At 39.5% G+C, this 24,324-nt stretch carries 19 protein-coding genes and 1 pseudogene (1 of these 20 only partly in view); 1 reads left to right on the forward strand and 19 read right to left on the reverse strand.

The window, feature by feature from the left end; all coding sequences use genetic code 11:
* From ligA to rfbC, 11 genes and pseudogenes are all read right to left on the reverse strand, one after another.
* Positions 1 to 321 carry the 5' end (the start) of an NAD-dependent DNA ligase LigA gene (gene ligA, locus MHI21_RS22685; protein ID WP_165177555.1) on the reverse strand. Its footprint begins 1,695 nt before the window's first position, so 321 of the gene's 2,016 nt are visible here — the first part of the coding sequence; it begins with the start codon at positions 319 to 321; the stop codon falls past the left edge of the window.
* A gap of 90 nt (positions 322 to 411) precedes the next feature.
* Positions 412 to 2,736 carry a DNA helicase PcrA gene (gene pcrA, locus MHI21_RS22690; protein ID WP_069290489.1) on the reverse strand — a complete coding sequence of 775 codons (2,325 nt, stop codon included), beginning with the start codon at positions 2,734 to 2,736 and terminating at the stop codon, positions 412 to 414.
* A 41-nt stretch (positions 2,737 to 2,777) separates the two neighbouring features.
* Positions 2,778 to 3,488, reverse strand: coding sequence for a heptaprenylglyceryl phosphate synthase (locus tag MHI21_RS22695; RefSeq protein ID WP_342418942.1), 711 nt, complete (start codon positions 3,486 to 3,488; stop codon positions 2,778 to 2,780).
* Positions 3,489 to 3,614: 126 nt separating this feature from the next.
* The gene (locus MHI21_RS22700) at positions 3,615 to 4,487 is read right to left on the reverse strand and encodes a phosphatidylinositol-specific phospholipase C/glycerophosphodiester phosphodiesterase family protein (RefSeq protein WP_342418943.1); all 873 of its coding nucleotides are present in this window, start codon (positions 4,485 to 4,487) and stop codon (positions 3,615 to 3,617) included.
* A gap of 106 nt (positions 4,488 to 4,593) precedes the next feature.
* Positions 4,594 to 5,994, reverse strand: coding sequence for an undecaprenyl-phosphate glucose phosphotransferase (locus tag MHI21_RS22705; protein WP_061831729.1), 1,401 nt, complete (start codon positions 5,992 to 5,994; stop codon positions 4,594 to 4,596).
* A complete protein-coding gene (locus tag MHI21_RS22710) occupies positions 5,991 to 6,899 on the reverse strand; it encodes a glycosyltransferase family 2 protein (RefSeq protein ID WP_342418944.1) in 909 nt (302 codons plus the stop codon). The genes MHI21_RS22705 and MHI21_RS22710 overlap by 4 nt, the downstream gene beginning before the upstream one ends.
* Before the next feature lie 649 nt (positions 6,900 to 7,548).
* Entirely contained in the window at positions 7,549 to 8,190 is a 642-nt protein-coding gene (locus MHI21_RS22715) for a glycosyltransferase family 2 protein (RefSeq protein WP_238807875.1), read from the reverse strand.
* A gap of 15 nt (positions 8,191 to 8,205) precedes the next feature.
* A pseudogene (locus tag MHI21_RS22720) lies at positions 8,206 to 8,493 on the reverse strand (glycosyltransferase); the annotation flags it as partial.
* A gap of 158 nt (positions 8,494 to 8,651) precedes the next feature.
* Positions 8,652 to 9,524: a dTDP-4-dehydrorhamnose reductase gene (gene rfbD / locus MHI21_RS22725; protein WP_165177567.1), complete on the reverse strand. Its 873-nt coding sequence runs from the start codon at positions 9,522 to 9,524 to the stop codon at positions 8,652 to 8,654.
* Between the two features lies 1 nt (position 9,525).
* On the reverse strand, positions 9,526 to 10,545 hold the full coding sequence (gene rfbB / locus MHI21_RS22730; protein WP_165177570.1) for a dTDP-glucose 4,6-dehydratase: 1,020 nt from the start codon (positions 10,543 to 10,545) through the stop codon (positions 9,526 to 9,528).
* A 27-nt stretch (positions 10,546 to 10,572) separates the two neighbouring features.
* Positions 10,573 to 11,118: a dTDP-4-dehydrorhamnose 3,5-epimerase gene (gene rfbC, locus MHI21_RS22735; RefSeq protein WP_342418945.1), complete on the reverse strand. Its 546-nt coding sequence runs from the start codon at positions 11,116 to 11,118 to the stop codon at positions 10,573 to 10,575.
* 83 nt (positions 11,119 to 11,201) lie between these two features.
* Here rfbC and MHI21_RS22740 point away from each other — a divergent pair, with 83 nt between their 5' ends.
* The gene (locus MHI21_RS22740; RefSeq protein ID WP_341162964.1) at positions 11,202 to 13,076 is read left to right on the forward strand and encodes a hypothetical protein; all 1,875 of its coding nucleotides are present in this window, start codon (positions 11,202 to 11,204) and stop codon (positions 13,074 to 13,076) included.
* Between the two features lie 59 nt (positions 13,077 to 13,135).
* On the opposite strand, the gene MHI21_RS22745 is transcribed toward MHI21_RS22740, so the two are convergent.
* The 8 genes from MHI21_RS22745 to MHI21_RS22780 all read right to left on the reverse strand — a co-directional run bounded on the left by MHI21_RS22745 (position 13,136) and on the right by MHI21_RS22780 (position 24,194).
* Positions 13,136 to 14,239, reverse strand: coding sequence for an acyltransferase family protein (locus tag MHI21_RS22745; RefSeq protein WP_341162963.1), 1,104 nt, complete (start codon positions 14,237 to 14,239; stop codon positions 13,136 to 13,138).
* A 59-nt stretch (positions 14,240 to 14,298) separates the two neighbouring features.
* Positions 14,299 to 15,027 carry a sugar phosphate nucleotidyltransferase gene (locus tag MHI21_RS22750; RefSeq protein WP_061831721.1) on the reverse strand — a complete coding sequence of 243 codons (729 nt, stop codon included), beginning with the start codon at positions 15,025 to 15,027 and terminating at the stop codon, positions 14,299 to 14,301.
* A gap of 13 nt (positions 15,028 to 15,040) precedes the next feature.
* Entirely contained in the window at positions 15,041 to 16,177 is a 1,137-nt protein-coding gene (locus MHI21_RS22755; protein WP_341162962.1) for a hypothetical protein, read from the reverse strand.
* Between the two features lie 69 nt (positions 16,178 to 16,246).
* Complete coding sequence (locus MHI21_RS22760) at positions 16,247 to 20,083, reverse strand: glycosyltransferase (RefSeq protein ID WP_342420238.1); 3,837 nt, start codon at positions 20,081 to 20,083, stop codon at positions 16,247 to 16,249.
* Positions 20,084 to 20,125: 42 nt separating this feature from the next.
* On the reverse strand, positions 20,126 to 20,539 hold the full coding sequence (locus MHI21_RS22765) for an adenylyltransferase/cytidyltransferase family protein (RefSeq protein WP_013312205.1): 414 nt from the start codon (positions 20,537 to 20,539) through the stop codon (positions 20,126 to 20,128).
* Positions 20,536 to 22,074 carry an asparagine synthase (glutamine-hydrolyzing) gene (asnB, locus tag MHI21_RS22770; RefSeq protein WP_341162961.1) on the reverse strand — a complete coding sequence of 513 codons (1,539 nt, stop codon included), beginning with the start codon at positions 22,072 to 22,074 and terminating at the stop codon, positions 20,536 to 20,538. Before asnB ends, MHI21_RS22765 begins: the two co-directional genes overlap by 4 nt.
* Positions 22,075 to 22,087: 13 nt before the next feature.
* The gene (locus MHI21_RS22775) at positions 22,088 to 23,395 is read right to left on the reverse strand and encodes an ABC transporter ATP-binding protein (protein WP_028542103.1); all 1,308 of its coding nucleotides are present in this window, start codon (positions 23,393 to 23,395) and stop codon (positions 22,088 to 22,090) included.
* 10 nt (positions 23,396 to 23,405) lie between these two features.
* Positions 23,406 to 24,194 (reverse strand): ABC transporter permease, encoded by a 789-nt coding sequence (locus tag MHI21_RS22780; RefSeq protein WP_235306448.1) that lies wholly within the window; start codon positions 24,192 to 24,194, stop codon positions 23,406 to 23,408.
* Positions 24,195 to 24,324: the final 130 nt, after the last annotated feature.

Raw genomic sequence — 24,324 nt, forward strand, 5'->3', positions numbered from 1 at the left:
GTTCTTGGTATTGTAATCATTGACCAGCTTCACGACACGCGCGTTCCATGCACGCAGTTGTTCCATATTCTGAGCTTTATCAAGGCTCCATAATGGGGCAAGGTGGCGATGCGGTGTGAACCCTTTGAGTAACTCCCCGCCCACACGCTGTGTCGGCGAATCCGGCAGCACAAGACCGCTCGTCTGTTCAAGCGCTACCAGCTCGTCATAAAGCACATCATATTCTTTGTCGCTGATCTTGGGTTCATCCAGTGTGTAGTAATGATAGTTATATGTGTTCAGTTCAGCAACAAGCTGCTCCATCCTGTGCATTGGGTTCATGCAGGCGTATCCCTCCGGGAACTTCATCAGGGCAGAGATCCTAAGCCAAGCTGCCACTCATGAGGTTCGAGATTTAATGATGTTTGAGATTTATTCTACTTTTGTAATCGGTGCAAAGCCAGCTAACAGTCGTTTAACCCCTACTGGAGCCGGGAAAGCAATTTGAAGCTCCATATCATTGCCCGTCCCTTTTACAGCTACAATAGTTCCAATCCCCCATTTACCATGCTGTACCTTGTCTCCAGCAGCAAAAATGGAGGGACCTCCTGCCGAAGCAGCCGGAGTGGGTTTCGTGGATGAAGATGTCGTTACTGTTACTCGGGGTGACGCGGAAGCGGACGAACCACTACGGCTCATCGTATCAAACGAGCGTTCTCCACCAAAGTTGCTGCCACTACCTTTATTCAGTCCGCGCCCACCATAAGATCCGCCTACATTGCCTGAACGACGGTAGCGGTCACGTTTGATGATCGTATCCTCTTTTAACTCGTCCGGAATCTCTTCGAGAAAGCGGGAAGGCGGGTTAGCTGTGGTGCGGCCAAACAGAGTGCGCATCTGTGCGCATGTAAGGAACAGTTGCTCCTCTGCACGGGTGATCCCGACATACGCCAATCTGCGTTCTTCCTCCAGCTCTTCGTTATCCAGAAAGGCACGACTATGAGGGAATACTCCCTCCTCCATACCGACAATGAATACGATGGGAAACTCCAATCCTTTGGCGCTATGCATGGTCATCAATACAACCGCATCGCTTTGCTCTTCTTCATCGTCATTCATGGAATCAATATCGGCAATCAGCGCAAGGTCGGTCAGGAAGGAGACGAGTGACTTGTCTTCCGCTCCTTTTTCAAATTCCATGGTTACCGACAGGAACTCATCAATATTCTCCAAACGTGAGCGCGACTCGAGTGTATTCTCGTTTTGCAGCTCCAAGCGATATTGGGTGGTTTCCAGCATTTTTTCTGTTAACTCGGTAACCGACAGGTAGTCTACCATCCGACTTAAACCTTCGATCATATCGTAAAACTCTACCAACGCATTGCGCGTACGTCCTGCAAAGCCCAAATCGTCTACAACTTGAAGGACACGGAAAATTGAAACTCCACGTTCTGCTGCAGCTGCCTGCAATTTGCCGACGGTTGTGTCTCCGATGCTTCGTTTTGGCACATTAATGATTCGGATCAAGCTAATGTCGTCGTCAGGATTGGAGAGCAGGCGAAGATACGCCAGCAAATCCTTAATTTCCTTCCGATCATAGAACTTGATACCGCCCACGATCTGGTAAGGAATATCGGATTTAATCAAAATTTCCTCGACAACCCGAGACTGAGCATTCGTACGGTACAAAATGGCATGATGGCTATAGGTTTTGCCCGCATTAATATTCTTATGAATTTCGGAGGCGATAAAGTAGCCCTCATCATGCTCAGAGTCAGCACGATAAACTTTAATCTTGGCTCCGCCTTCTTTGTCAGTCCATAGTTTTTTCGGCTTGCGGCCTGTATTTTGACCAATAACTTCGTTGGCAGCATTGAGAATATTTGAGGTGGACCGGTAGTTCTGCTCCAGCAAAATGGTGCGCGCTTCCGGGTAGTCCTCTTCAAAATTCAAAATGTTGCTAATATCCGCCCCCCGCCACCGATAGATGGATTGGTCACTGTCACCTACTACGCAAATCCGGTGATGCTTGTCGGCCAGCATTTTGCACAGCATGTACTGCGCACGGTTCGTATCTTGATATTCATCAACATGAATGTATTGAAATTTCTTCTGATAGAAATCCAGTACCTCAGGTACTTCTTTAAAAAGCTGAATCGTTGCCATGATCAAATCATCAAAATCAAGAGAGTTGTTATTTTTGAGTCGTTGTTGGTACTTGGTATATACCTTCGCCACAATCCCCTCAAAATAGTCGCCAATCTTGCGTTCATACATTTCGGGAGTGACCAGTTCATTTTTAGCCGTACTCATCATAGACTGAACCGCTTTGGGTTCAAACTTTTTGGTGTCTATATTCAGATCCTTCATGCAGCTCCGAATGACAGACAATTGATCCGTAGAATCCAAAATGCTGAAATTCGAGGTGAATCCAATCCGCTCGATATCCCGACGTAAAATACGCACACACATCGAGTGGAAGGTGGATACCCATACATCTCTTCCCTGTGGGCCAATCAGCTTGGATACGCGATCCTGCATCTCACGCGCGGCCTTGTTCGTAAAGGTAATCGCCAAAATGCCCCATGGAGCCGTCTTGCGGGTCGCGATGAGGTAGGCTATTCGGTGCGTGAGCACCCGTGTTTTACCACTGCCTGCGCCAGCCATAATCAGCAGCGGACCATCTACCGCCTCCACAGCCTGACGCTGAGGCGGATTAAGACGAGCTACCGCCTCGTGTATATCTATTGATTGCATGCGTGCATGCTCCTTTCTCTGAGCTTCCATAAATTCACGTTCTATACTTCCAATTTCACAGCTACCGTCTCCAGCGCTTTCGCCAAGTCACGATAAATGATGTTTCCTACTACAATGGTGTCACAAACGGCAGCCGCTTGTAACGCGGTAGATTTATCCACGATACCTCCCCCGTATAGGACACGAGAGCGCTCCGTACTGCGATGTATTTTCTGCACCAGCTCCATATCTCCAAAAGCACCGCTATATTCCACATATACAATCGCTAGATGCATGAGCTTGTCAGCAATCTGTGCATATGAGGCGGCTGATGTAGCACCCAGCGAAGTATCTGCTCCGGTAAGCTTAGCGACCGTAGAATCACCGTTCAAAACAATATATCCTTCCGCCACAAGCAAATCCCACGGGATCATATAACCAAACTGTTCAATCGCACGTTGGTGCTGCCCTAGAATCCAATTACTGTCAGTAGTATTCAGTACCATGGGAATCATATATAGATCAAACCCTGGCACTACAGCCTCCAGATCGGACACCTCAAGCACACACGGCACCTCATAACGCCGAACTCGTGACAGCAAATCCACCGTATTTTCATAGGTAATACCTGAGGAACCTCCTACCATAATCGCATCCGTACCAGACATACACACGGCGTCAAGCGCACCATCATCCAGTTCCTTGTCAGGATCAAGCTTAAACACATGCCTCCATGATTGAATTGAATCTGCCAACACACATTCCTCCAGCATTCATTGCTTTTGTCATGATCCAGGCTAGCCGAATTCCAATATCCAAAAGCGTTCTATGCTAAGTCTATGATAGTGCTTAAAAGGTGTCAATGTTCGTATCAAATGGGAACACCTCGTTCAGACAACTCATGGTCGTAACGCATACAACCAACTGCGTTCACTAAGTTCTTTTTCCGTTAAAATATCTGTATAGAAACCTCGCACACCCATCTGTTCATACTCAGCCGCATCCTTCAACTCATTAATGGTATTTACGTAGCACACTGCTCCTGCCTGACGCAAACTTTCCACTAAAGCACCACTCACCCGATTCTCTGGTAAAGTTACTGCCGTTATATCATTTTGTTGTACAAATCGAATGATCTGGTCGTCCTTATCTTCTGTGGCATAGAGCGTATAAATAATGGATGGGTAAGGATAAATACTTCGTAACGTTCGCAACATTTCTTCATTATAAATTTGAGGAACTATACGGGACAAAAGCTCGGGATTTTTCTCCTGTGCCTGACGGGTCAGTTGCGCAAACAACTGTTTGATTTGGACAGGGTCCTGTTCTTTCGTATCGGTCACAATATAAGCATCCGGGTATGTTTCCAATAAATCCAATACATCCTTCCAATCTACTGGGGTATAGGAACCGTGTATGGGGGTGTTCTTGAATTGATGATAGCTCCAAGGTTTTCCGCCCTGTTCCGTAGCAACTGCATGTTCCTGTTGCATTTGCTCTGTAAAAGATTCTGTCCATTCATGGCGCGCCACCAATTGTCCATCCGATGTAAACATCAGGTCGACCTCGAATACGCGGCTGCCTTTTTTATAATTTTCCACAAACGCTTCACGCGCATTAGTATAGGCCAAACCATCAACGGCTCCCATGGCATGCGAAATCACACGGTGCATGGTAAAGCCAGTATGTTCTTCTGTAGATTTTCCTTTGTATGCCAGTAAAAATGTGCCGATTAACATTAAAAGAATAACCGAAACAATCAATCGTTTCATGGGGTGTCACATCCTTTTCGTACAGGTCAATACCCCACATACGCATGCTCAAAACAACTGCCAGACGCAAAAGCACCCTCCGGCTAAACCGAAGGGTGCTTCTGTATTAATACGCGTTCTTGAAACCGTTGCGAATCGTGCGGAAAATAATTTTAATATCGAATAAGAGCGACCAGTTCTCAATATAGAAGATGTCATGCTTAATCCGTTCCTCAATAGATGTATCTCCACGCAACCCGTTGCTCTGTGCCCAGCCTGTGATTCCAGGACGAACATGATGCTTCACCATGTATTTTGGAATTTCCTCACGGAACTGATCCACATAATAGGGGCGTTCTGGGCGTGGACCAACGACACTCATATCACCCAGCAGAACGTTGAAAAATTGAGGCAGCTCGTCGAGACTCGTTTTACGAATAAAAGTACCAAAACGTGTGCGTCTTGGGTCATTAGCAGTCGTCCAGCCCGTATCTTCAGTTCCAGGAGGCAGCACCTTCATCGAACGAAATTTGTACATTCGGAAGGTGCGACGATTCAAGCCCACCCGCTCCTGCTTAAAAATGATGGGCCCTCTGGATGTGATCATTACACCAATCGCCACTGCCAGCATGATCGGAGACGTCAGAAGAATCGCGAATAAAGAGAATAAAATATCGAATAGACGCTTAAACAATCGATTCCCCGCCACATCCAGTGGAATATCCCGTACATTAATCATCGGCATACCTGCAAAGTTATCAAAGTACGGACGAGCCGGCAAATAATCAAAAAAGTCAGGGATTATAAGCGTGCGTACTCCAGCCTTTTCACACATGTTGATAATCTTGGGGTACTTATCATGGGCATCCAGCGGAAGCGCCAGAATGACCTCGTCAATCATCAGACGCGACAGCGTAGCCTCCAATTGATCTAAGCCTCCAAGAATCGGGCGGAAATGCGCCGCTTCCTCTTCACTCCAATGCCGCTTATCATCCAGAAAACCCACTACCTCGTATCCTAGATCAGGATACTGTCCAAGATTATGATAAAATCGTTGGCCTAGAGTACCCGCCCCGAGAATAAGCATGAACTGCTTGTTGTACCCTTTTTGACGGAGAGCTTTAAGAACTTGCTTCAAAAAGAACCGGTAAAACAAAATAAGCAGCACATTCCCAACCATATAGATCGCTAGATAGGACCGCGAAATGTCGATTTGCTTCACGAAGAACATCACACTCAACAACACGAACAGGCCAACAATATGAATTTGGGTGACGCGGAATACGTCATCTGCAAATCGTTTTTTGCGTTTGGGCGAATAGAGCGAGAATAACATCCCCAGCACTACGGCAATCAGGCCGTAGATTAAGCTCCAGCCTCCATATACTTGAATAGGAAGCGGTTCTTTATAGGTGATCCATTCACTTTCAAATTTGAAAAACCAAGCGATCAGAAAGGACAACTGAATGACCGCGAAATCCGCCACAATATATAATTGGGTTAAAAAACGCTGATTTCTGCGTATCATGCTTTCACCTCAGTACGAGATTGTTCCCCGCTGTCCGGCTTGACCGGTGCGGACAACTTATTTTTCAGAAAGGCCATTCCAAATTTTACGATAATTCCCGCATATACAGCCATATTGGTGATCCAACTGTATTGCTGTTTATAATGCTTACGATGAAATACCCACATAGCTCTATGAAACTCATAAATAATTTTCAAAGGACGACGGCGAGCGCTGCCCCCTTTGATATGAATAATATATGTGCGCGGGTAGTAGTAAATGCCCCACCCGGCTTGCTTAATCCGGTAACACCAATCAATATCCTCACCATACATAAAAAAGGTTTCGTCCAAGCCACCAACCTGGTCAATTGTCTCCCGGCGCACCAGCATAAAAGCACCTACCAGTACATCTACAGGATACTCATCGTCCGGGCTTAGATGCCCAAGCTGATATTGATTGTACTTCGGGTTATCCGGGTAACGCTTCGACCAGCCGAAAGCGTAGTAAAAAGAAGCTGACGGCGTTGGAAAGCCACGCTTACAAGCCTTATCTAGCGAGCCATCTGGCAAGATGACCTTACAGCCCGATGCTCCCATCTCCGGATGCGTATCCATAAACTGAATCATTGTATCCAGCGTGTCCGGTTGCACCAACGTATCGGAGTTCAATAACAATACATAACGCCCGCTGGCTACTTCCATCCCCTGGTTGTTCGCCTTGGCAAAACCTGTATTATTCTTATTGGCTATCAACGTAATCTCCGGGTATGCAGCACGAATAGCCTCAACAGATCCGTCACTAGAGTGATTATCAATCACAATCACTTCATATCGGTACTGCGACTTTGACGCATACACCGATTGCAAACAATCCAGCGTCAATCGACACGTATTATAGTTGACGACCAGTATGCTTACATCCATATTTAAAACGCTCCTGACAAATTCAGTAATCTATTCTACTATCGCCTATTATAGCATACCGCGCAGACCACGGGGCGCAAAAAAGCACATAACTTGTAACCTTACATAGTTAACAGAATTTCAAAAAATTCGATTCCAGTCGCTCCAAAGTGCAAATATAGACAAACGAAACCATTTCGATCTATATATTGTTCATTGGAAGTCGTTTATTAGATTTTTGTAAAATCCTCGGTTGAGGTCTAAAATTCATCGTGGTAAGATATACATGGAAAAAGGGCTGGTGCCAGCCAGCCCCTGCGCAACCAACGCTCCAAGAGCGGACGGTTTTGGAACAATCAGGCCGAAAATAGACCCTTCCTTGCGGGGGCGGTCTATTTTCGTTTGTTAAACTCTAACAGTGTGACGATTAACGCCCCGAACGTCAGCATTAAACTGAGCGCCTCAAACACTGTCACAGGCTTCACCCCCCTCCTCGGGAGAGTTAGCCGACCGCCCTTGGCAGCTCTATCGGTTGCACGTTTCAATTATACTATATTTTTCCATAAAGGAACACGCATTCGATGGTATTTTATCTAGTATTCATTTGCACCTTTGACTATTTGACGCTTATATATGGAAAAAAGTTTCAATATTTTTTCTTTCCATACCTCTATAACTTCCTCAATACAAAAACCAACTTATAAATCCAGTTGTCCAACCGTGACTGCCTGTAAAATGGAGACTGCCAAATATATTTCATACGAGAAAACACACCCTTTTGGTAGCTGTCCAGGAATTGATCCATATCTCTATACATTTGAGGAGACATGTCTTGTCCATAAAGTTGAATAAATTGTTGGGCTTGTTTGCTTAAAATATAGCGATTTTTTCCTTTTGCAAATCTACTTAGTCTTTTCCTCCACTTGCTAACCCAGCCATCCGTAGAACCTCCCAGCACATTGTTTTGATGCTGCCGATACCAAATGTACGGATCGGGGTCAAAAACAACCTCACCAAAAGAGGAAGTGCATAAGTAAATCCACCAGTCATGCATGATAATATTATCCAAAGAAGTCGGAATTCTCTTTTTCACGAGCTTGAGTGTTTCTTTATTGATCACCATGGTACAACCTACACATACATTCTCAATGAGAGCATTATAGAAGGATACAGGTCGGGGGATGTAAGCTGGCCATACTTTGAGTGGTTCCAATGTTTGAGAGACCATTTGAGTAGCAGAACAGTACATCAGCGGTCGGCTCCCATCCTGCTCCCTGAGATGAGCCACAGCCTGAGCAAGTTTATTCGGCATCCACACATCATCCTGATCACAAAAAGCGTAATAGTCGAATGTCTCAGACGATCTTTGAATCAGATCAAAAAAGCTTTTAATAACCCCTACATTGCTCTCAAGGCATAAAAAAATCTGTTGAGGATAACGTTGCTTCAGCGCGCTCAACTTGGCAACCGTATCATCTGTCGAGCCATCATCACGAATTAGAATCTGAATTTCTACGTCTTTTTGATTGATGAGACTTTCTATCTGCTCATCTAAGTAAGCTGCTCCGTTATATGTAGATAATAAAATTTGTACGTTAGGTCTGTTCAGAGTAATGACCTCCTTCTTTTAAAATGTGCAATAGAGGGACAATATGTTGCATCTGCTTATACATTATAATGCTCATCGTCCTTAATCAACATAGGCCTTAATATAATAAAATCTCCCAATCATGAACTGATGGGAGATTGTTGATATTTATAATAAGGTTTTATTTACTCGGATGTACTAAGACACTCCTGCAAAAAATCACGCAATCCCTCACGCCAGTCGCGCAAATCATTCAATCCATTGGTTCGGATCGCTATATGCTCCATAACAGAGTTGCGTGGCCGCGCTGCAGGTCTGGGGAATTGCTCTGTGCTGCATGGTTCCAATTTCGCTGTGATCTTGGCATCTAATATTTCCGCCGCATCCTGTAAAATAGCTTGCGTAAATTCATACCAGGTACAGGAACCACTATTGGATGCATGGTATATGCCGTACTTCTCCGTTTGAATCAATTCCGCCAAAAAACGTGCCAGATCCACCGTATAGGTAGGTGAACCCTTCTGATCATTCACCACCTGGAGAAGCGGCTTCTCCTGTCCAAGCTTCAGCATCGTTTTAACAAAATTGTTCCCGTACAATCCATATACCCAAGATGTACGAACAATAAAATACCTAGAGGAAAGTGTTTGGGTCAATACCTCCCCCGCCCGTTTGGACTTCCCGTAGATACTCTGCGGATTGGTATTATCGTACTCATGATATGGCTGTTTTGCCGTTCCATCGAACACATAATCTGTGCTGATATAAACCAGCTTGGCTCCAACCTTTTCCGCAGCCATTGCCATATTACGTGTACCTGCCGCGTTGACTTGATAAGCCCCGTCTACATCAGTCTCTGCTGCATCCACAGCCGTATACGCTGCACAGTGGATTACGGCATCAGGTTGGTACTGTTCCACGATCTTCACAGCCTGCTCCAAATCCGTGATATCCAGCTGTTCCCGATCGTATCCAAGAACATCATGTCCTTGGCCCTGAAAAACGTTTACTACATCTTTACCAAGTTGACCGGATGCTCCAGTAACCAGCACCTTCATTTTACGCATCCCCCAAGCGGGAACCGTACTGTTTAGCATAGTATTGTTGGTATTCGCCGGATTGAATACGAGTCCACCATTCTTCGTTGTCTAAATACCAGCGAATCGTTTCTTTAATGCCTGTTTCAAAAGAGTGCTTTGGCTTCCAGCCCAGCTCATTCATGGTCTTCGTTGGATCAATGCCATAACGGCGGTCATGTCCTGGACGATCCTGCACATACGAAATCAGAGATTCCGGCTTGCCCAGCTCCTCTAATACTGTTTTGACGATATGCACATTTGTCCGCTCGTTATTTCCCCCGATATTGTATACTTCACCCAGTTTACCCTGATGAATGACTAGATCAATTGCGCTGCAATGATCCTCTACATACAACCAGTCGCGAATGTTCAAGCCATCCCCGTATACAGGTAGCTGTTGGTCGCTCAATGCACGTGAGATCATTAGCGGGATCAATTTTTCAGGAAACTGATATGGACCGTAGTTGTTAGAACAACGTGTGATGTTCACTGGTAAACCGAAGGTTTCATGATATGCACGAACTAGCAGATCGCCGCCTGCCTTGGATGCAGAATAAGGACTATTAGGCTGCAACGGAGTTTCCTCCGTAAACAATCCTGTTTCTCCCAAAGATCCATACACCTCATCTGTTGATACCTGTACAAACTTGGTCACGTTATATTTCTTGGCTGCATCCAGTAGCACTTGCGTACCCAATACGTTTGTTTTCACAAACACTTCCGGTTCCAAAATACTTCGATCCACATGTGACTCCGCTGCAAAATTAACCACCACATCAATCCCCTGCTGCATCAGTTGGTCAATCGCTTGTGCGTCGGTAATATCTGCTTTGATGAAGCTATGCTTGGGGTTATTTTCAATGGATTTCAAATTTTCCAGGTTACCTGCATAGGTAAGAGCATCTATATTTACAATTTCATAATCTGGATGCTGTTTTAACATGTACAATACAAAGTTACTGCCTATAAATCCGGCCCCGCCGGTGACAAGAAGTTTCATACTGACCTCCTAAATCTTATTATTCCTCTAATCAAAATTAATGTCAGCGTCGGCCAGTGCCGGATGCTTCTGATCCTTCTCTGAAAGAATAGCATGAGAAGTTGGCCAATCAATCCCTAGTGCTGGATCATTCCACAGAATTCCACGATCATTTTCAGGTGAATAATACTCGTCTACCTTATACAGCACTTGAGTGTTCGGAACAAGCGTACAGAACCCATGAGCAAAACCCTTGGGCACCAGTAGCTGACGTCTATTATGTTCACTTAAGATTACCCCAACCCATAGACCGAATGTTGGAGAACTTTTACGAATATCCAAAATCACATCGTAGATAGCTCCAGAAAGCACACGAATGAGTTTGGTCTGTGCTTTAGGATTAAGCTGATAATGCAAACCACGAATCACACCAGCTTCTGCAGACAAGGATTGGTTATCTTGAATAAAAGCATGGTCTATTCCGTTTTCTTTCATGATCTGTTCATTGTAACTTTCCATAAAAAAACCACGGTGATCACCATGAACCACGGGTTCAATGATTTTTGCACCTGAAAGTACTTCCTTTATTATCATTCACGAAACCTCCAACATCTTGAGTATATACTTTCATTTATGATTACTATAAAATTAATAAGCACACTATATTGGGAGGGAATATGCTTTTGAATTTATCGAGAGTTAATAAAAATTTTGTTTGGTCCTATTTGGTTTTGACGTGGCTACTTATCCCGATTCTAATACTGTTTAAAGTCGATTCTTACTATATTTCCATATTATTCGGTCTAAATATTGCACAGTCGTTTGTCATAGGTGCTACATACATTTTACACATTAGTGGTATCTTAACATATGCCAAGAAAGAAATAATGGTGCAGTACCTAGCTTTTGGCGGTTATCTAGTTGGAATAATATTCATTTACGCCTTCCTTCAAAGGGAACATTTCATTTATTATTGGGACTTTTCAGCCTATTGGAATACATCCATACAATTTAATAACCTTTTAAGTACAGATTTTATAGCAGCTTCTAAACAAATCTATGCAAGCATTTTAAGAGATGATTATTCCGTTTTCCCAACAATCTTTCTCTCTTTACCATTAAAGTTCTTAGGTACAAGCTACATGAGCTATGTCTTGGCAATCTATACCTGCTTCTTGTATCCTTCTTGTTTAATACTTTTCTTATTATGTATCAAGATTGCTGATCAAATCCAGTTAAACACAAAATTGAACATTTTCATGATCTTTGTACTTACATTTACCTTTCCAATTATGATAGCTCCTATGTTAGGTGGATATCTGGATTCTATAGGACTTATTTTTATTTGCTTGTCGCTTGTTATCTTATTTAATAATGACTTTGAACGCTTAAATTTAAAAGCAGTTTTACTCTTAGCTGCTTGCTTGGTATTACTAACATTCACAAGAAGATGGTATGGGTTTTGGATCGTATCTCTTTTTGGCTCGATCAGTATCGCTTTTTTGCTCAAATGGATTCTAGAAAAAGAGTTTCGCTTCAAGCAGCTCTTGCAGGTTATTTTAAATTTTTTCATTATAGGATCTTCAAGTGCATTATTTCTTATTATATTCTTCAATGAATTTATTCAAAGAGCCCTAACCAATAACTTTAAAAACGCCTACTCAGCTTATTATTTTGGTGACGTCTTAAGTAACTTACAGAATTTATTTTATCATTATGGTGCCTTCATTTTTCTGATAGCTCTTGTTGGTTGCATAGGCTTGTTATTTATTAGTAAAACTAGGTATATATCAATCTTTCTAGTTACAAACTTGTTTATTACGTACTTTCTTTTTACAAGAATTCAAAGCTTAGCTTCTCAGCATTATTATCTTCTTACCGTGAACGTATTAATTTTATTTATTTGTGGCGTTATTCTTATTCTAAACTATTTGTCCAAGATAAAATATGCAAAAAATGTTTTCTTAGTTATTCTAGTTTATTTAGTCGCTTGTAATTTCTTGGTAACGTTCACTAATGTAAATGCACGTCCTGTTACCTATTTTTCTTCTTTATTCAGTGACTTTAAACAAACACCTAGAGTAAGAACAGATATACCTGTTTTAAAACAATTAACGACTTATCTTAAGGAAATCTCATCAGAGCAGCATAAAGTATATGTTCTGTCTAGCTCTGGAATTCTTAATGATGACATACTCAGACAGATTGAAATGCCTGACAATAGCAACGCTCTTCCATTTATGAATCTGACCCATCACGTTGATTTAAGAGATGGTTTTCCAGTGTCGTTTTTTGAGTCCGATTATGTCGTGATCGCATTACCTACACAATACCATTTAGGTGAAAGTGGTCAAAAAGTTGTAGGTATACTCGCAGAAGAGGTTATGAACGGATCTCTTAAAAATAATTATAAACCTTTAAAGAGCTATGCCCTTGATAATAACGTTAAAGCCATAGTCTTGAAAAAGACATCATCCATCACGAAGGAAAAAGTTGAACTAATACGTTCACAATTCAAAAAAATATACCCTGATAATCCAGATCTTTTCTAATTCAATACAGATGTCGATGCATACAAAAAAGCCCTCGATTTTTATTCGAGGGCTAATCGTTAAACAATCTTACTGGCAATTGTTGCTGTTTTATTAGAACTACCAGAACTAAATTTTTTGCCAATCAGGAAAGGTAAGAATCTATTAAATAGTTCAATAAAAAGAATACAACTTAAGAAGACAAGCAAGGTAGAAATAACAACAAATGAAATTCCATCTAAATACATATTTGTTGTAACAGAAAACTTCTCGTAAAAATTCACATTCTCCCAGAAGCTAAGTATTAATCCATGCAGACCAAATATAATTAAAGAGTTTTTACCAAAATAGGACAGTAAACTAGATGACTCAATTTTTTTGGATAAGTATATATAAAATATTAAACTAGCCAATACCGACAGATAAAATAATACAAAATTATGTCCATAGTAATTTCCTGACATGCCTGGTTTATCATTTATTAAAAATAATAAAAGACCCAGAAATCCCGCTGCGTAAGCAAAATATGGTTTGTTAATTCTAATTTTTTCAATAAAATATTGTTCATTCAATTTGAATATATAACCACAAATAATTAAAGAGGCTGCATTAATTGACGTGCCAAATGACCAAGGAAGTGCATGTGTGTCAAGCTTGCTTAAGAATGCACCAAGTATGGTTAGCAATATCCAAAATATATACATATAACTTCTTTTGGACGAAATTTTCAAGACCAAGTACGAAATGATCTGGGCTAAGAAGAGACAAGGTAGAAACCAAAGAGACATGTTTAGAATACCTAAGTGATCTCCATCTGCATATAAAAAAGTTTCAATAACAACCATTGGATCGAGCGTTCCGACAATCCCCATCCAATGCATCCAACCAAAATACAGTAGTGAGCATATATACAGAGTCGTATATGGTAAAAGGATTGTTTTGATTTTAGACCACAAAAAACTACTAAACTTATACTTCTGAAAATTAGAAGTAAACCCAGAAGCAAAAAAGAAAAGAGGCATATGGAAGGAATAAAAATAGCCTATAATAAAGCTCTTATCCATCATTTCATTACCTTTAAAACCATGGGGCACCAAATGTGAGAATACTAAAAAAATAATCGCCAATCCCTTTAGTACATCCACCCACTTTATTCTAGTTGGAAGAGCTTTTACAATTTGCATTTAAATAGACTCGCTTTCTTAATTATTTAGCATAAGGTATCTTTAGTTCTATGATAATACTAAGAAAACAGCTCATAACCCATTTCACTTACTAATTTGTTAGCAAGCATCAAAGAACTATGTGTTCCCGCATCAGTCCACCAGTTCTCTAAAATATCAAATGTAAGTTGATTTCGTTGAATATAAGCGTTATTAACATCTGTTATTTCATATTCTCCTCTTGCTGAAGGAGTCAAGGTCTTGATGATATTGAATACAGAGTGATTGAACATATAAATGCCCGTAACTGCATAATCACTCTTAGGAACCTCTGGCTTTTCTTCAATATTTACAATGTTATCGCCTTGTAGTTCTGGTACTCCATAGCGATTAGCATCAGGCACTTTATGAAGTAATAATTTCGCTCCTGATTCTTGAAGTTTGAATTTTTCAACAAACGATGATATATCATCTTTAAAAACGTTGTCCCCCAAAATAACAACCATCTTGTCATTGCCAACAAAATGCTCAGCTAAAAGCAAAGCCTGTGCAATCCCCCCGGCTTCATCTTGCACTTTGTAAGTCAGAGTAACTCCAAGGTCGACACCACTTCCTAAGAGATTGACCACATCTCCCATATGTTCTTTTCCAGTAACGATTAAAATATCATTTATATTCGCCTTTTTGAGTTTATCAATAGAGTAATATATCATCGGATATTTACCAATCGGCAACAAATGTTTGTTTGTAACTTTAGTAAGGGGGTATAATCTAGATCCAGTCCCTCCAGCTAATATAATCCCTTTCATATCTAAGTTCCTCCTATTGAAGCTCTTTTATAAGCAGCCCCATAATGGTTTTTGCACGAGCTTCCCAATTATTATGGACTACGAAGTTTTCCAGTTGCTCTTGATCATAAAAAGGGCGTTGTAGGGTATCTATATCCATTAGACATTTTCTTATTTCCTCTAAACTATGATATAGATAAATCCCTTCCTGATTTAAGAGCCTTGTTTCTTCGCTATCCACCGCTAATATCACTTTATTAAAACTCAAATACTCATAAACTTTTACTGGATTGATCGTATCAATTCTATCCGAATTCCTCAAAAAGGGGTATAAACAAATATCAAAAGCATCAATAATTGCACCAATTTCTGATTTAGGAACAGTCTCATAATATTTAATCCTATTATACTGTTCAAAATTATAATTCAGGTTATTTCTCCCAACCAAACATACAACAAATTTCTCATCAAAATCAGTAATAGCCTTAACCGCTTCTACATCAAACCAGTGGTCAATCGCTCCCACATAGCCAAAAATATAGTAGCCCTCTTGCTTTAAACGTCTCATTTCATCAGCAACCAAGCTATCTACATTTATGTTTAGTATAGCTGTATCCACAGCATTTTTCACTAAATAAGATTGTCTACACAATGTTTGAGAATGCTTATGCAAATGATTACTTGTAGAAATAACCAGATCCGCCTTGGCAAGTAATTCAAGTTCCCACTTTTCGAGTAATTTCTTCATTAATGCATTGTTAGTTAGAAATACATAGTCGTCCATTCGATCAAACACAATCTTCTTATTATTATTTGATTTAATAAGAGGATAAAAGACTGGACTTCCTAACCAAATGATATCTGCACTGGAAACTAGATCTTTCAACTGTCTTTTTTCAAACCATTGATTCAAATGGAATATGTCTAAGCTTTCAAAGCTTCTAGGGAATCTCAGACTGCCCGAAGGCCTGAATATTTGAAGACTATCATTAATGACTTGATTTCTTCTCTTATAATCTGAGTTCTGCCTTACAATACTATTAAGTATGCTAATGGAGGGTTCTACAAAGGTGATCTGAACCCCCGGCATTTTAGCAAGCTCTTCGGCCAAATGTTGCGGACGTTGTTTTAAATCATTCCAATAGATTGGAGAGAAATATAAAATTTTCATTTAACCGCTCCATACTAATAAAGGCGCCCCTTATTTTTTATAAAAGAGGCGCCTTTAAAGTTTTATTAATTATCTATATGCTCTTGCCAACTGTTTTCGGGAATTTATATCGTTTTCCTTCATTTGTATTAATTCTTCATACGCTTCAACTGTGTATTGTTTATACAGAATATCAATTTCAACGTCTCGATTTTTAGTCGGAATCTTCTGCAAATGATCTAATTCAGCTTTAACAATTTCGAGGTGATTCTTATCTGCCTCAATATCCGATTCCATCGGCGCATACAGATCCTTTTGCAATTGGTAATTAGTCAAAATACTGTTTCGCATTGTCTTTCTAACATGCTCAACAGTATATCGGGAGGTGTCCACATCATGAATGACCTTCATTTTAGGATTAAGACCAACCTTATAGCCGATTTCTCTCATAGCAAAAGATACAACAATTTCTTCTCCTCCAGCGTAATTGTTTCCTTTACGCCCATAGGCGCTTCTAAAGCCCCCAATTCGCATTAGCGCAGCATGTCTAACCGCAAAATTGGCTCCATAAGGGAACTCCCACTGAAAATTAGAATCGATAATTTCTTCGCCTTCCACTATAAGCTGGCTCCAGTATGCTTCAGTACCTGGTTTAACCACTTCAGGCCGTTCCTCATGTAAATTGAGTATGATATTCCCACCCATGACCCCGATATCGGGACGATCTGAGAACCCTCTGATGGTTTCCTCAAGCAAGTTAGAGTTTGCAATAGCGTCATCATCAATATAGAGTATGACCTCTCCTTCTGCCCCAAATAAACCAACATTACGTGCAAAGGAAAGACCTTTTAATGGAGCCTCCATATATCGCAGGAAGGATTCGTCAATATTATAGGTTGCTCTGAAATCACGAACCAAATGATGAATCTCATCATTCAAATAATCATTATTTACAACGATAATTTCATAGTCTGCTTTATCCAACGACTGTTCTATGACAGATTTAATCGCATTCGATAGCTTTTCACTCCGCTGGTAAGTACAAATAATAACTGATAATCTCTTATTATAAGCGGGTTCACTTTCAATGACCGCCTCAATACGGTACAAGTGATCGTTCTTAACCTTCGTATTTATAAGAGAGAACAGAACTTCCGTATCCTGTGCAAAAAAGTCATAATTGCTATCTGTTTCATTATTCATTTTATCCTTTATTTTCAGATCCCACGGATAGTCAGCTACAAATGTATCTGTTGTATGCTCTGATTTATCTATAAGCAGTGCATACATAGACGATAAAGCATTAGAATCAATAAATTCAAAATCATGGACTTCGCCTGTTTTTATATATAAATAGCAAATAGGCGTTGCCAAATTAAGACCAATAATCGTATTCACTTCATCTCTTCCAACCACAGTATGTCCTTTAGCAAGAACATACTTCTTAAACTCACCAACTTCAGTAGCATCTCCCTCAATGATCCATACTAATGGGGTCAGATAAAAATCTCTTCTAAAATCATCAAGTACCATGAGTTTATATCTGTTAGAGGTGATGCCCAGTTCTTGATCTAAAGCGGTCAGTGACTTATCATGCCAGCGATAATCATATATAGGCTCATCGAACGTCACATGTTTGAGCTCAAATAGAGAGTTCACTCTCATCCAGTAATCATAATCTTCAAGGGTATGCTTATAACTAGAATAGTCACCCAATAACTGGGTTACCTTGGCCCTATACATAAAAGCTGCACCAATCGTATTGTTAGGATATACGTTTAACTCCAATGCAGACTTAGGCAGCATAACATTGCCACTGAACTGTGGTTCTTCATACCAGCCATGGTTGGAAATCACTTGACCAGCAGAGTCGATTAACCTCATGTTCGCATATACCATACCAATATTTTCATCACTTTTAAGATCAGCTACCATCTTCTCCAGGAAATTTTCAGGGAGGATATTATCTGCACTTGTCCACGTATGATATTCACCCTTGGCTAGTTTAAAACCTCTGGATAATGTTCTTGGTATTTTACGATTTTCCTGATGAACTACTCTGATACGATGATCTGCTTTAGCATACTCATCAATAATTTCTGCCGTTGAGTCTTTTGAACCATCGTTAATAATAATGAGTTCAAAATACTTGTAAGATTGCTGCAGAATACTATCAATAGCTTTTGATACATAATCCTCACCGTTATATACAGGAAGGACGACCGATATAAGATCCTTCTCAAATTTAATCTCGAACTTATCAAGCTCCAGAGAAAATGAGTTATCTTTAGATACTTTATAATTGTAAAATTTATACTCATACCAGGTTAATAACTGATTGTAATTCCCTTCATCTTTGCGTAGATCAATCGGCTGATCCCCCGCGTTCGTTCTTTTAAGCTTATGCGACACTTTAGATTTTATCTTTTTCAGTAAGATAGTGGTGCCATAACTTTTCCATACTCTATATCCCTTAAGAACATATATCATTTTGGACTTGTGTAAGATATGTTTAAGTTTATTCGCCATTTTCCACCTTTTAGAGTTATAAATATTGTGAATCTCTGTAGACAGTCTTCCATTATATTCTTCCAACTCACTGAACTGGGTGTTCAATTCATTATATTGACCAAATAGTTGTCTATATTGATGATTTAATATATCCAAGTTGTTTTTTTCATTATTATAATCCTGTGTAAGTTGAACATATTTCTGTTCTAATTCGTCTTTCTTTTCAGACAGAGATTTAAAATCTGCTGACATGCTACTTATTACATTTTCCTGATGATCTCGCGTTTGAATCAATGTGTTAATCTGATCCATATGCTCAACAATGTGTTGTTTTTGCTGCTCTATTTCTTGGCTTTGAGCATGATTATGAGCTTGTAATTCATTAAATTCATTATTCAGGCGTGTATGCCCTGCTCTATAAGCATGGTCCACGTCATCTTTTAGAAATCTGCTAATTACATCCATACACTTATCTATCGTCTCTCTTCCTTTAACCGGAAACATCTCTAAAGTAAATTTCCTTCTTTGTTGTATTAGTTGTTCATCTAAGATTGCATTAAGTAAGGTTTGTTTAATATTGCCGTTATCGCTCACAAAAGGAACAATGTTTTGCTGAACTATTTGTTCTTCCAAAGGTAAAATCCCCTCGAAAGATTCTGTTTGGGGATGTTGGAATATTACAATTGGAGTGTCCGTAAACAGCGCATCAAATATAGCCCCAGAGCCGTCAGACAATATCACATCAGCTTCCTCTATTAAATGAACAAGAGAAGCCTTGTGATCAAGCACATTAGGAACATGAGACTTAACTAGACTAACCCGATCATGCTCCAAAAAAGAAGTGCCATGATGCAATTTCACCTTCATATTAAAGGTATCTGACATTTCTTCAATATGGTTCATAACAAGCTCAATAGACGACTCATTCCCATACGTAGGCAAATAAAGCAAATTATATTTATCCGTTTCGCGCTTCTTCCTTTGAAATTTGGCGTATTTAATCATTCCTACGATTTCAGTCTGAGTGTACGCTGCCAGAACCGAGGAATCATACAGCCCATTACAAAAGATAAAATCGAAATTTCGACTCCATGTGTCTAAATTCCAGTTTGGCTTAGCCATTCCATACTGATATCTAAACTTATAATCGGACTTAACTTCCAAATAATAAGGAAGATAAGGATAAAAAGCTATTTTATATGCCTTGTCAGGTACAGAGCTTGTTAGAGTCACTTTTATACCATTGTTCTTCAAATAATGATAGGTATCTAAGGACATGTCTCCCCAATCTTCTTCTTCAATGTGAGGGACATAAATATCACAAACGATCTGCTTTCTTTCACACTCCTCAATTAAAGGCTTAATCGTTTCATATAAAACTAGATTGTGAATGACAAAAGCTATAGATCTGTTCATATTCACTGCAAAACCTCTTCCTTTCAGGCAAAAATCTTATACTTATTTTCTTAATTTCAGTAATGTCTCATTCAGTAAAGTCGATGATGTACTCTTCGTATAGGGAAAATAAATAATTTTCACTCCAACTTCCTTAAACTGCAACTCATACTGGTCCCAACGTTCATTTTGAAACCAATCATCACCAACGAACATTACGTCATATTTTAATTTTTGCCAAACCTCAAATTTATCCATGGAGTCCTGAGGAATTACAGTATCAACAAAGCTGATGTTTCTGACAATCTCAATTCTTTCCTCAAAAGGAATTACTGCTTTTTTATACTTATAGGAAACTAACTCATCTGTTGTCACGCCAACAATGAGTTTATCACATAGTGATTTAGCATTTCTCAACAAATTCAAATGCCCAATATGAAATAAATCGAAGACTCCGGAAGTATAGCCGATAATCATAAGATTTCTCCTAACGTAGTTAAATTGAAGTTAAACCATTTGTCGAATGTCGTTTTCCCTTCAATTTTCTCAGAAGATAGGACTCTTTCAAGTTGAACAGGAAAACCCACCTTTTTTCTGTTTACAATCTCTGCAGGGACAATATCTTTAAAAATTCTCTTGAGAGGAGCCTTAACAACCCCATCCTTCATTTTGTACATAGAGTTTACACCTGCAAGCCTTTCAATTAATCTATAGTCCAAGAAAGGGGATCTTGCTTCTACGGAATTTAACATTGAGGCACTATCCAGCCTTTTAAGTAACCCTCTCAAGTGGGCTTGCTGGAAGAATGCAGCTACGATTTTTTGAGGTGACTTTAACTTCATGAAAGGTGCTAAAGCGTCTTCTACAATCTCTATATCATCTTCAGATCCGTAGGTGTAGAGTTCACTAAAGGCTCGGATATCAAAGTCTGTAGCGCTACTAGCCCATCTGAAAATACGGTCATACCCAAAGAAAAGCTCATCAGCGCCTTCTCCGCTTAATATGACTGTATTTTTAGCAGATGCTTGCTGAGTCATATGATACAGTAACACTTCGTTGGGCACAGACAGAGGCTCTTTTTTTACAGTTATAAGCTCTCGAGCTAATGATAAAAAGTGATCAGGTTCAAACAATATCGGATGATGAATGGTATTGTATCTTGTTGCTGCGATTTCAGACCACTGAAACTCATTATAATCTTCAAAACCAACAGTCCAAGTATGCTCTACTTTGGCAAGTGCGGTAATAATCGTGCTGTCCAATCCCCCGCTTAGGTAACTTCCAATTTCAACATCTGCGATCTTACGGTACTCTACTGCAGAGCGAATTAGAAACTCAAGTTCCTCATCGGAAGGAGGTTCTTTTTCAGAGTAATCAATTTCCCAATATTTAATAAATTCGCCATTCTCGTAATAATATCCTGGTGGAAACTCTTTTATTTCATTATAGATAGTACGATCATTAAAAAAGCATCTCATCTTTTTATATTGTCTTACGGCTTCTTGATCTATAGAAATGTTGTGGACTAATGGGAGCAATGGAGCAATTTCAGAACTGAAAATGAACTCTTCCCCATATCTGTTGTAATAAAGCGGTTTTACTCCCATACGATCTCGTGCTACAAAAAATGATTTCTGCTGGACGTCTAAAACAATAAAACTGAACATTCCATTAAGCCAATTCAACATTTGGGGACCATATTGAATATAAAGCTTCAATAAAAGTTCAGTATCTGAGTTTGTTCTCATTCGAATTGAATAATTGGAGGCTAATTCTTTATAATTATAAATCTCTCCGTTAAATATAATCACATATCTTCCGTCATCAGAGAAAAAGGGCTGATCACTTCTCCGATCCAAATCTAAGATACTTAATCTGTTATGCCCCAGCATAAAGTTTTCACTCTGATATACACAAAGTGGGGCCGTAGGCCCCCGGTGTTTCATTATATTTAAAGAATTAAGAAATACTTCTTTATTTATGGCTACATTAGAAAACAAAATCCCACACATTTTATCACCAGCCTTAATTAATGACTTGCAAATCTATTGTGTTATCTACAAATATTAATCCTGGTACGTAATTATTCTCTGGCTTAGGAACCTCAAAAACAGCTGCTATACTTACGCTATCCAAATAAAGAGGCTCAAAAGGCTTAGGCTTCAAACCAATAGAAATGGTGTATTTACCACTTTCAGATAACAGATTACGGAAATTAAAGTTAACCTCCAGAATGCCTCCCGCTTGCATTTTCGGAACTAATTTTGCTTTATTATAGATATTCATGCCAAACACATCGACACCAGTATGGTTTCTAACCATGTAGCCAATGGTTCCCTCAGAATCTATATCTTTATAATATTGTGCCAATAAACGCAAAGTAACCATTTCGCCAAAAGGGACCTGGTTAACAACTTCTCCATTGACTAACAAGTCCGCTCTTATAAAGCGCGCATCTCCCGTTCCAGAACGAAACTCATTGGCACGTTTTGCAAAAGCAGGGTCCTCTTCTAATAGCAACAGCGAACTCTTTTTATCTGTTTCAGAATTAACAAATACATCCAAGGATTGAACACGTTTCATATCTGCAATTTCCTGGTTAACAATGTTTTCATAAATTTGTGCTACACGTTTCACTGGACCAATTTCGACCATGTGTCCTTTATCAATCAGCAGCGCTGTATCACAAAAACTTTTAATGGTATCCATGGAATGTGAGACAAATAAAACCGTACTTTTTTTGGAGAGCTCCTTCATTTTGGTAATACATTTTGCCTGAAAATAAATATCTCCAACAGACAAGGCCTCATCCACAATCAAAATATCTGGATCAACATTGATAGCTACTGCAAAGGCTAAACGGGCAAACATACCACTGGAGTACATTTTGACTGGTTGATTAATGAAGTCCCCAATATCCGCGAAGGATACAATAGATTCAAGTTTACCATCCATCTCTATTTTGCTATACCCCATAAGGGTTCCGTTCAAGTATATGTTTTCCATTCCTGTTAGATCCGGATTAAAACCCGCGCCCAATTCCAAAAGAGCAGCAACTTTCCCATTCACTTTAATGCTTCCATTGGTGGGAGTAATCACGCCTGTGATCATCTTTAAAAGAGTCGATTTTCCAGAACCATTTTTACCAATAATACCAATCGCTTGTCCTTTATTTATGGAAAAGGACAGGTCACTGATGGCCTTAAATTCAGAATGATACTTTTTTTTAAAGGGATGAACGGCCTCTTTTAATCGCTCATTGGGATTATCATATATTTTATATATTTTAGTGACATTATTAACTTCCACAGCAACTGATTCTGTTTGATTCATCATTTTCTCCTCACAATACATCTGCAAAATGAGATTTCATTTTCTTGAAAATTTTGATTCCTATAGTACCTGCGATAATCACAATAGCCCAAAAGTAGATCGTCATTGATGGATGCTCCCAGAACCATTTGTGATCAATAAAAGTATCACGATATCCTTCGACGATATAAAAAACAGGATTTAGTTTAAAGAAAAACTGATACTTATCTTCAACAATATTTAAATTCCAAAAGATCGGCGTAAGCCAAAAGAATAGCTGAATAAATACCGCAACAACTTGACCAACATCCTTTACAAAAACAACTAATGTCGCTGTTATGTAAGAAATGGACAAGGAAAGAAAAATCGTGGCTAATAAATAATAAAGGATTTGAATGTTATAAATCGTAAATTCAACATTGTATATTTTAAACATAATGAAAAGAACAATGATAAAAAATACATGTACAAAAAGAGCAGACAAAATTTTCACCATCGGCAGCAAACCAACTCGGAAAACAATCTTCTTTACCAAATAATTGTTTTCTATAATACTATTGGTTGCAGTTGCTAAGCTTTCAGAAAAGAATAACCAAGGCACCATTCCTGTTAATAACCAAAGTATAAAGGGAGTATCTCCAATAGGTACATTTTTAAAACCAACCTGAAATACGACCCAATAAACAAGTATAGATACCATAGGATGTATAAAAGCCCAGAGTACCCCCATAAACGAACCAAGGTATCTAGATTTAATATCTTTTTTAGACAATTCCCAGAGTAACTTTAAATTTTTTGATAAGTTTTCAGTTAAATTCATACGAGTGTGTCACGACCTTAAACATGGTTTGGTAAGTCTCTTACAATCAAGCAGTGTAAAAAATTGGTAGATTCTTTGTTGCGATATGGCTCTAACAGCTACGATATGCTAAAATGTTGACGTATCTACA

Origin of the sequence: Paenibacillus sp. FSL H8-0168, assembly GCF_038592955.1 — a bacterium.
Lineage (GTDB): Bacteria > Bacillota > Bacilli > Paenibacillales > Paenibacillaceae > Paenibacillus > Paenibacillus polymyxa_B.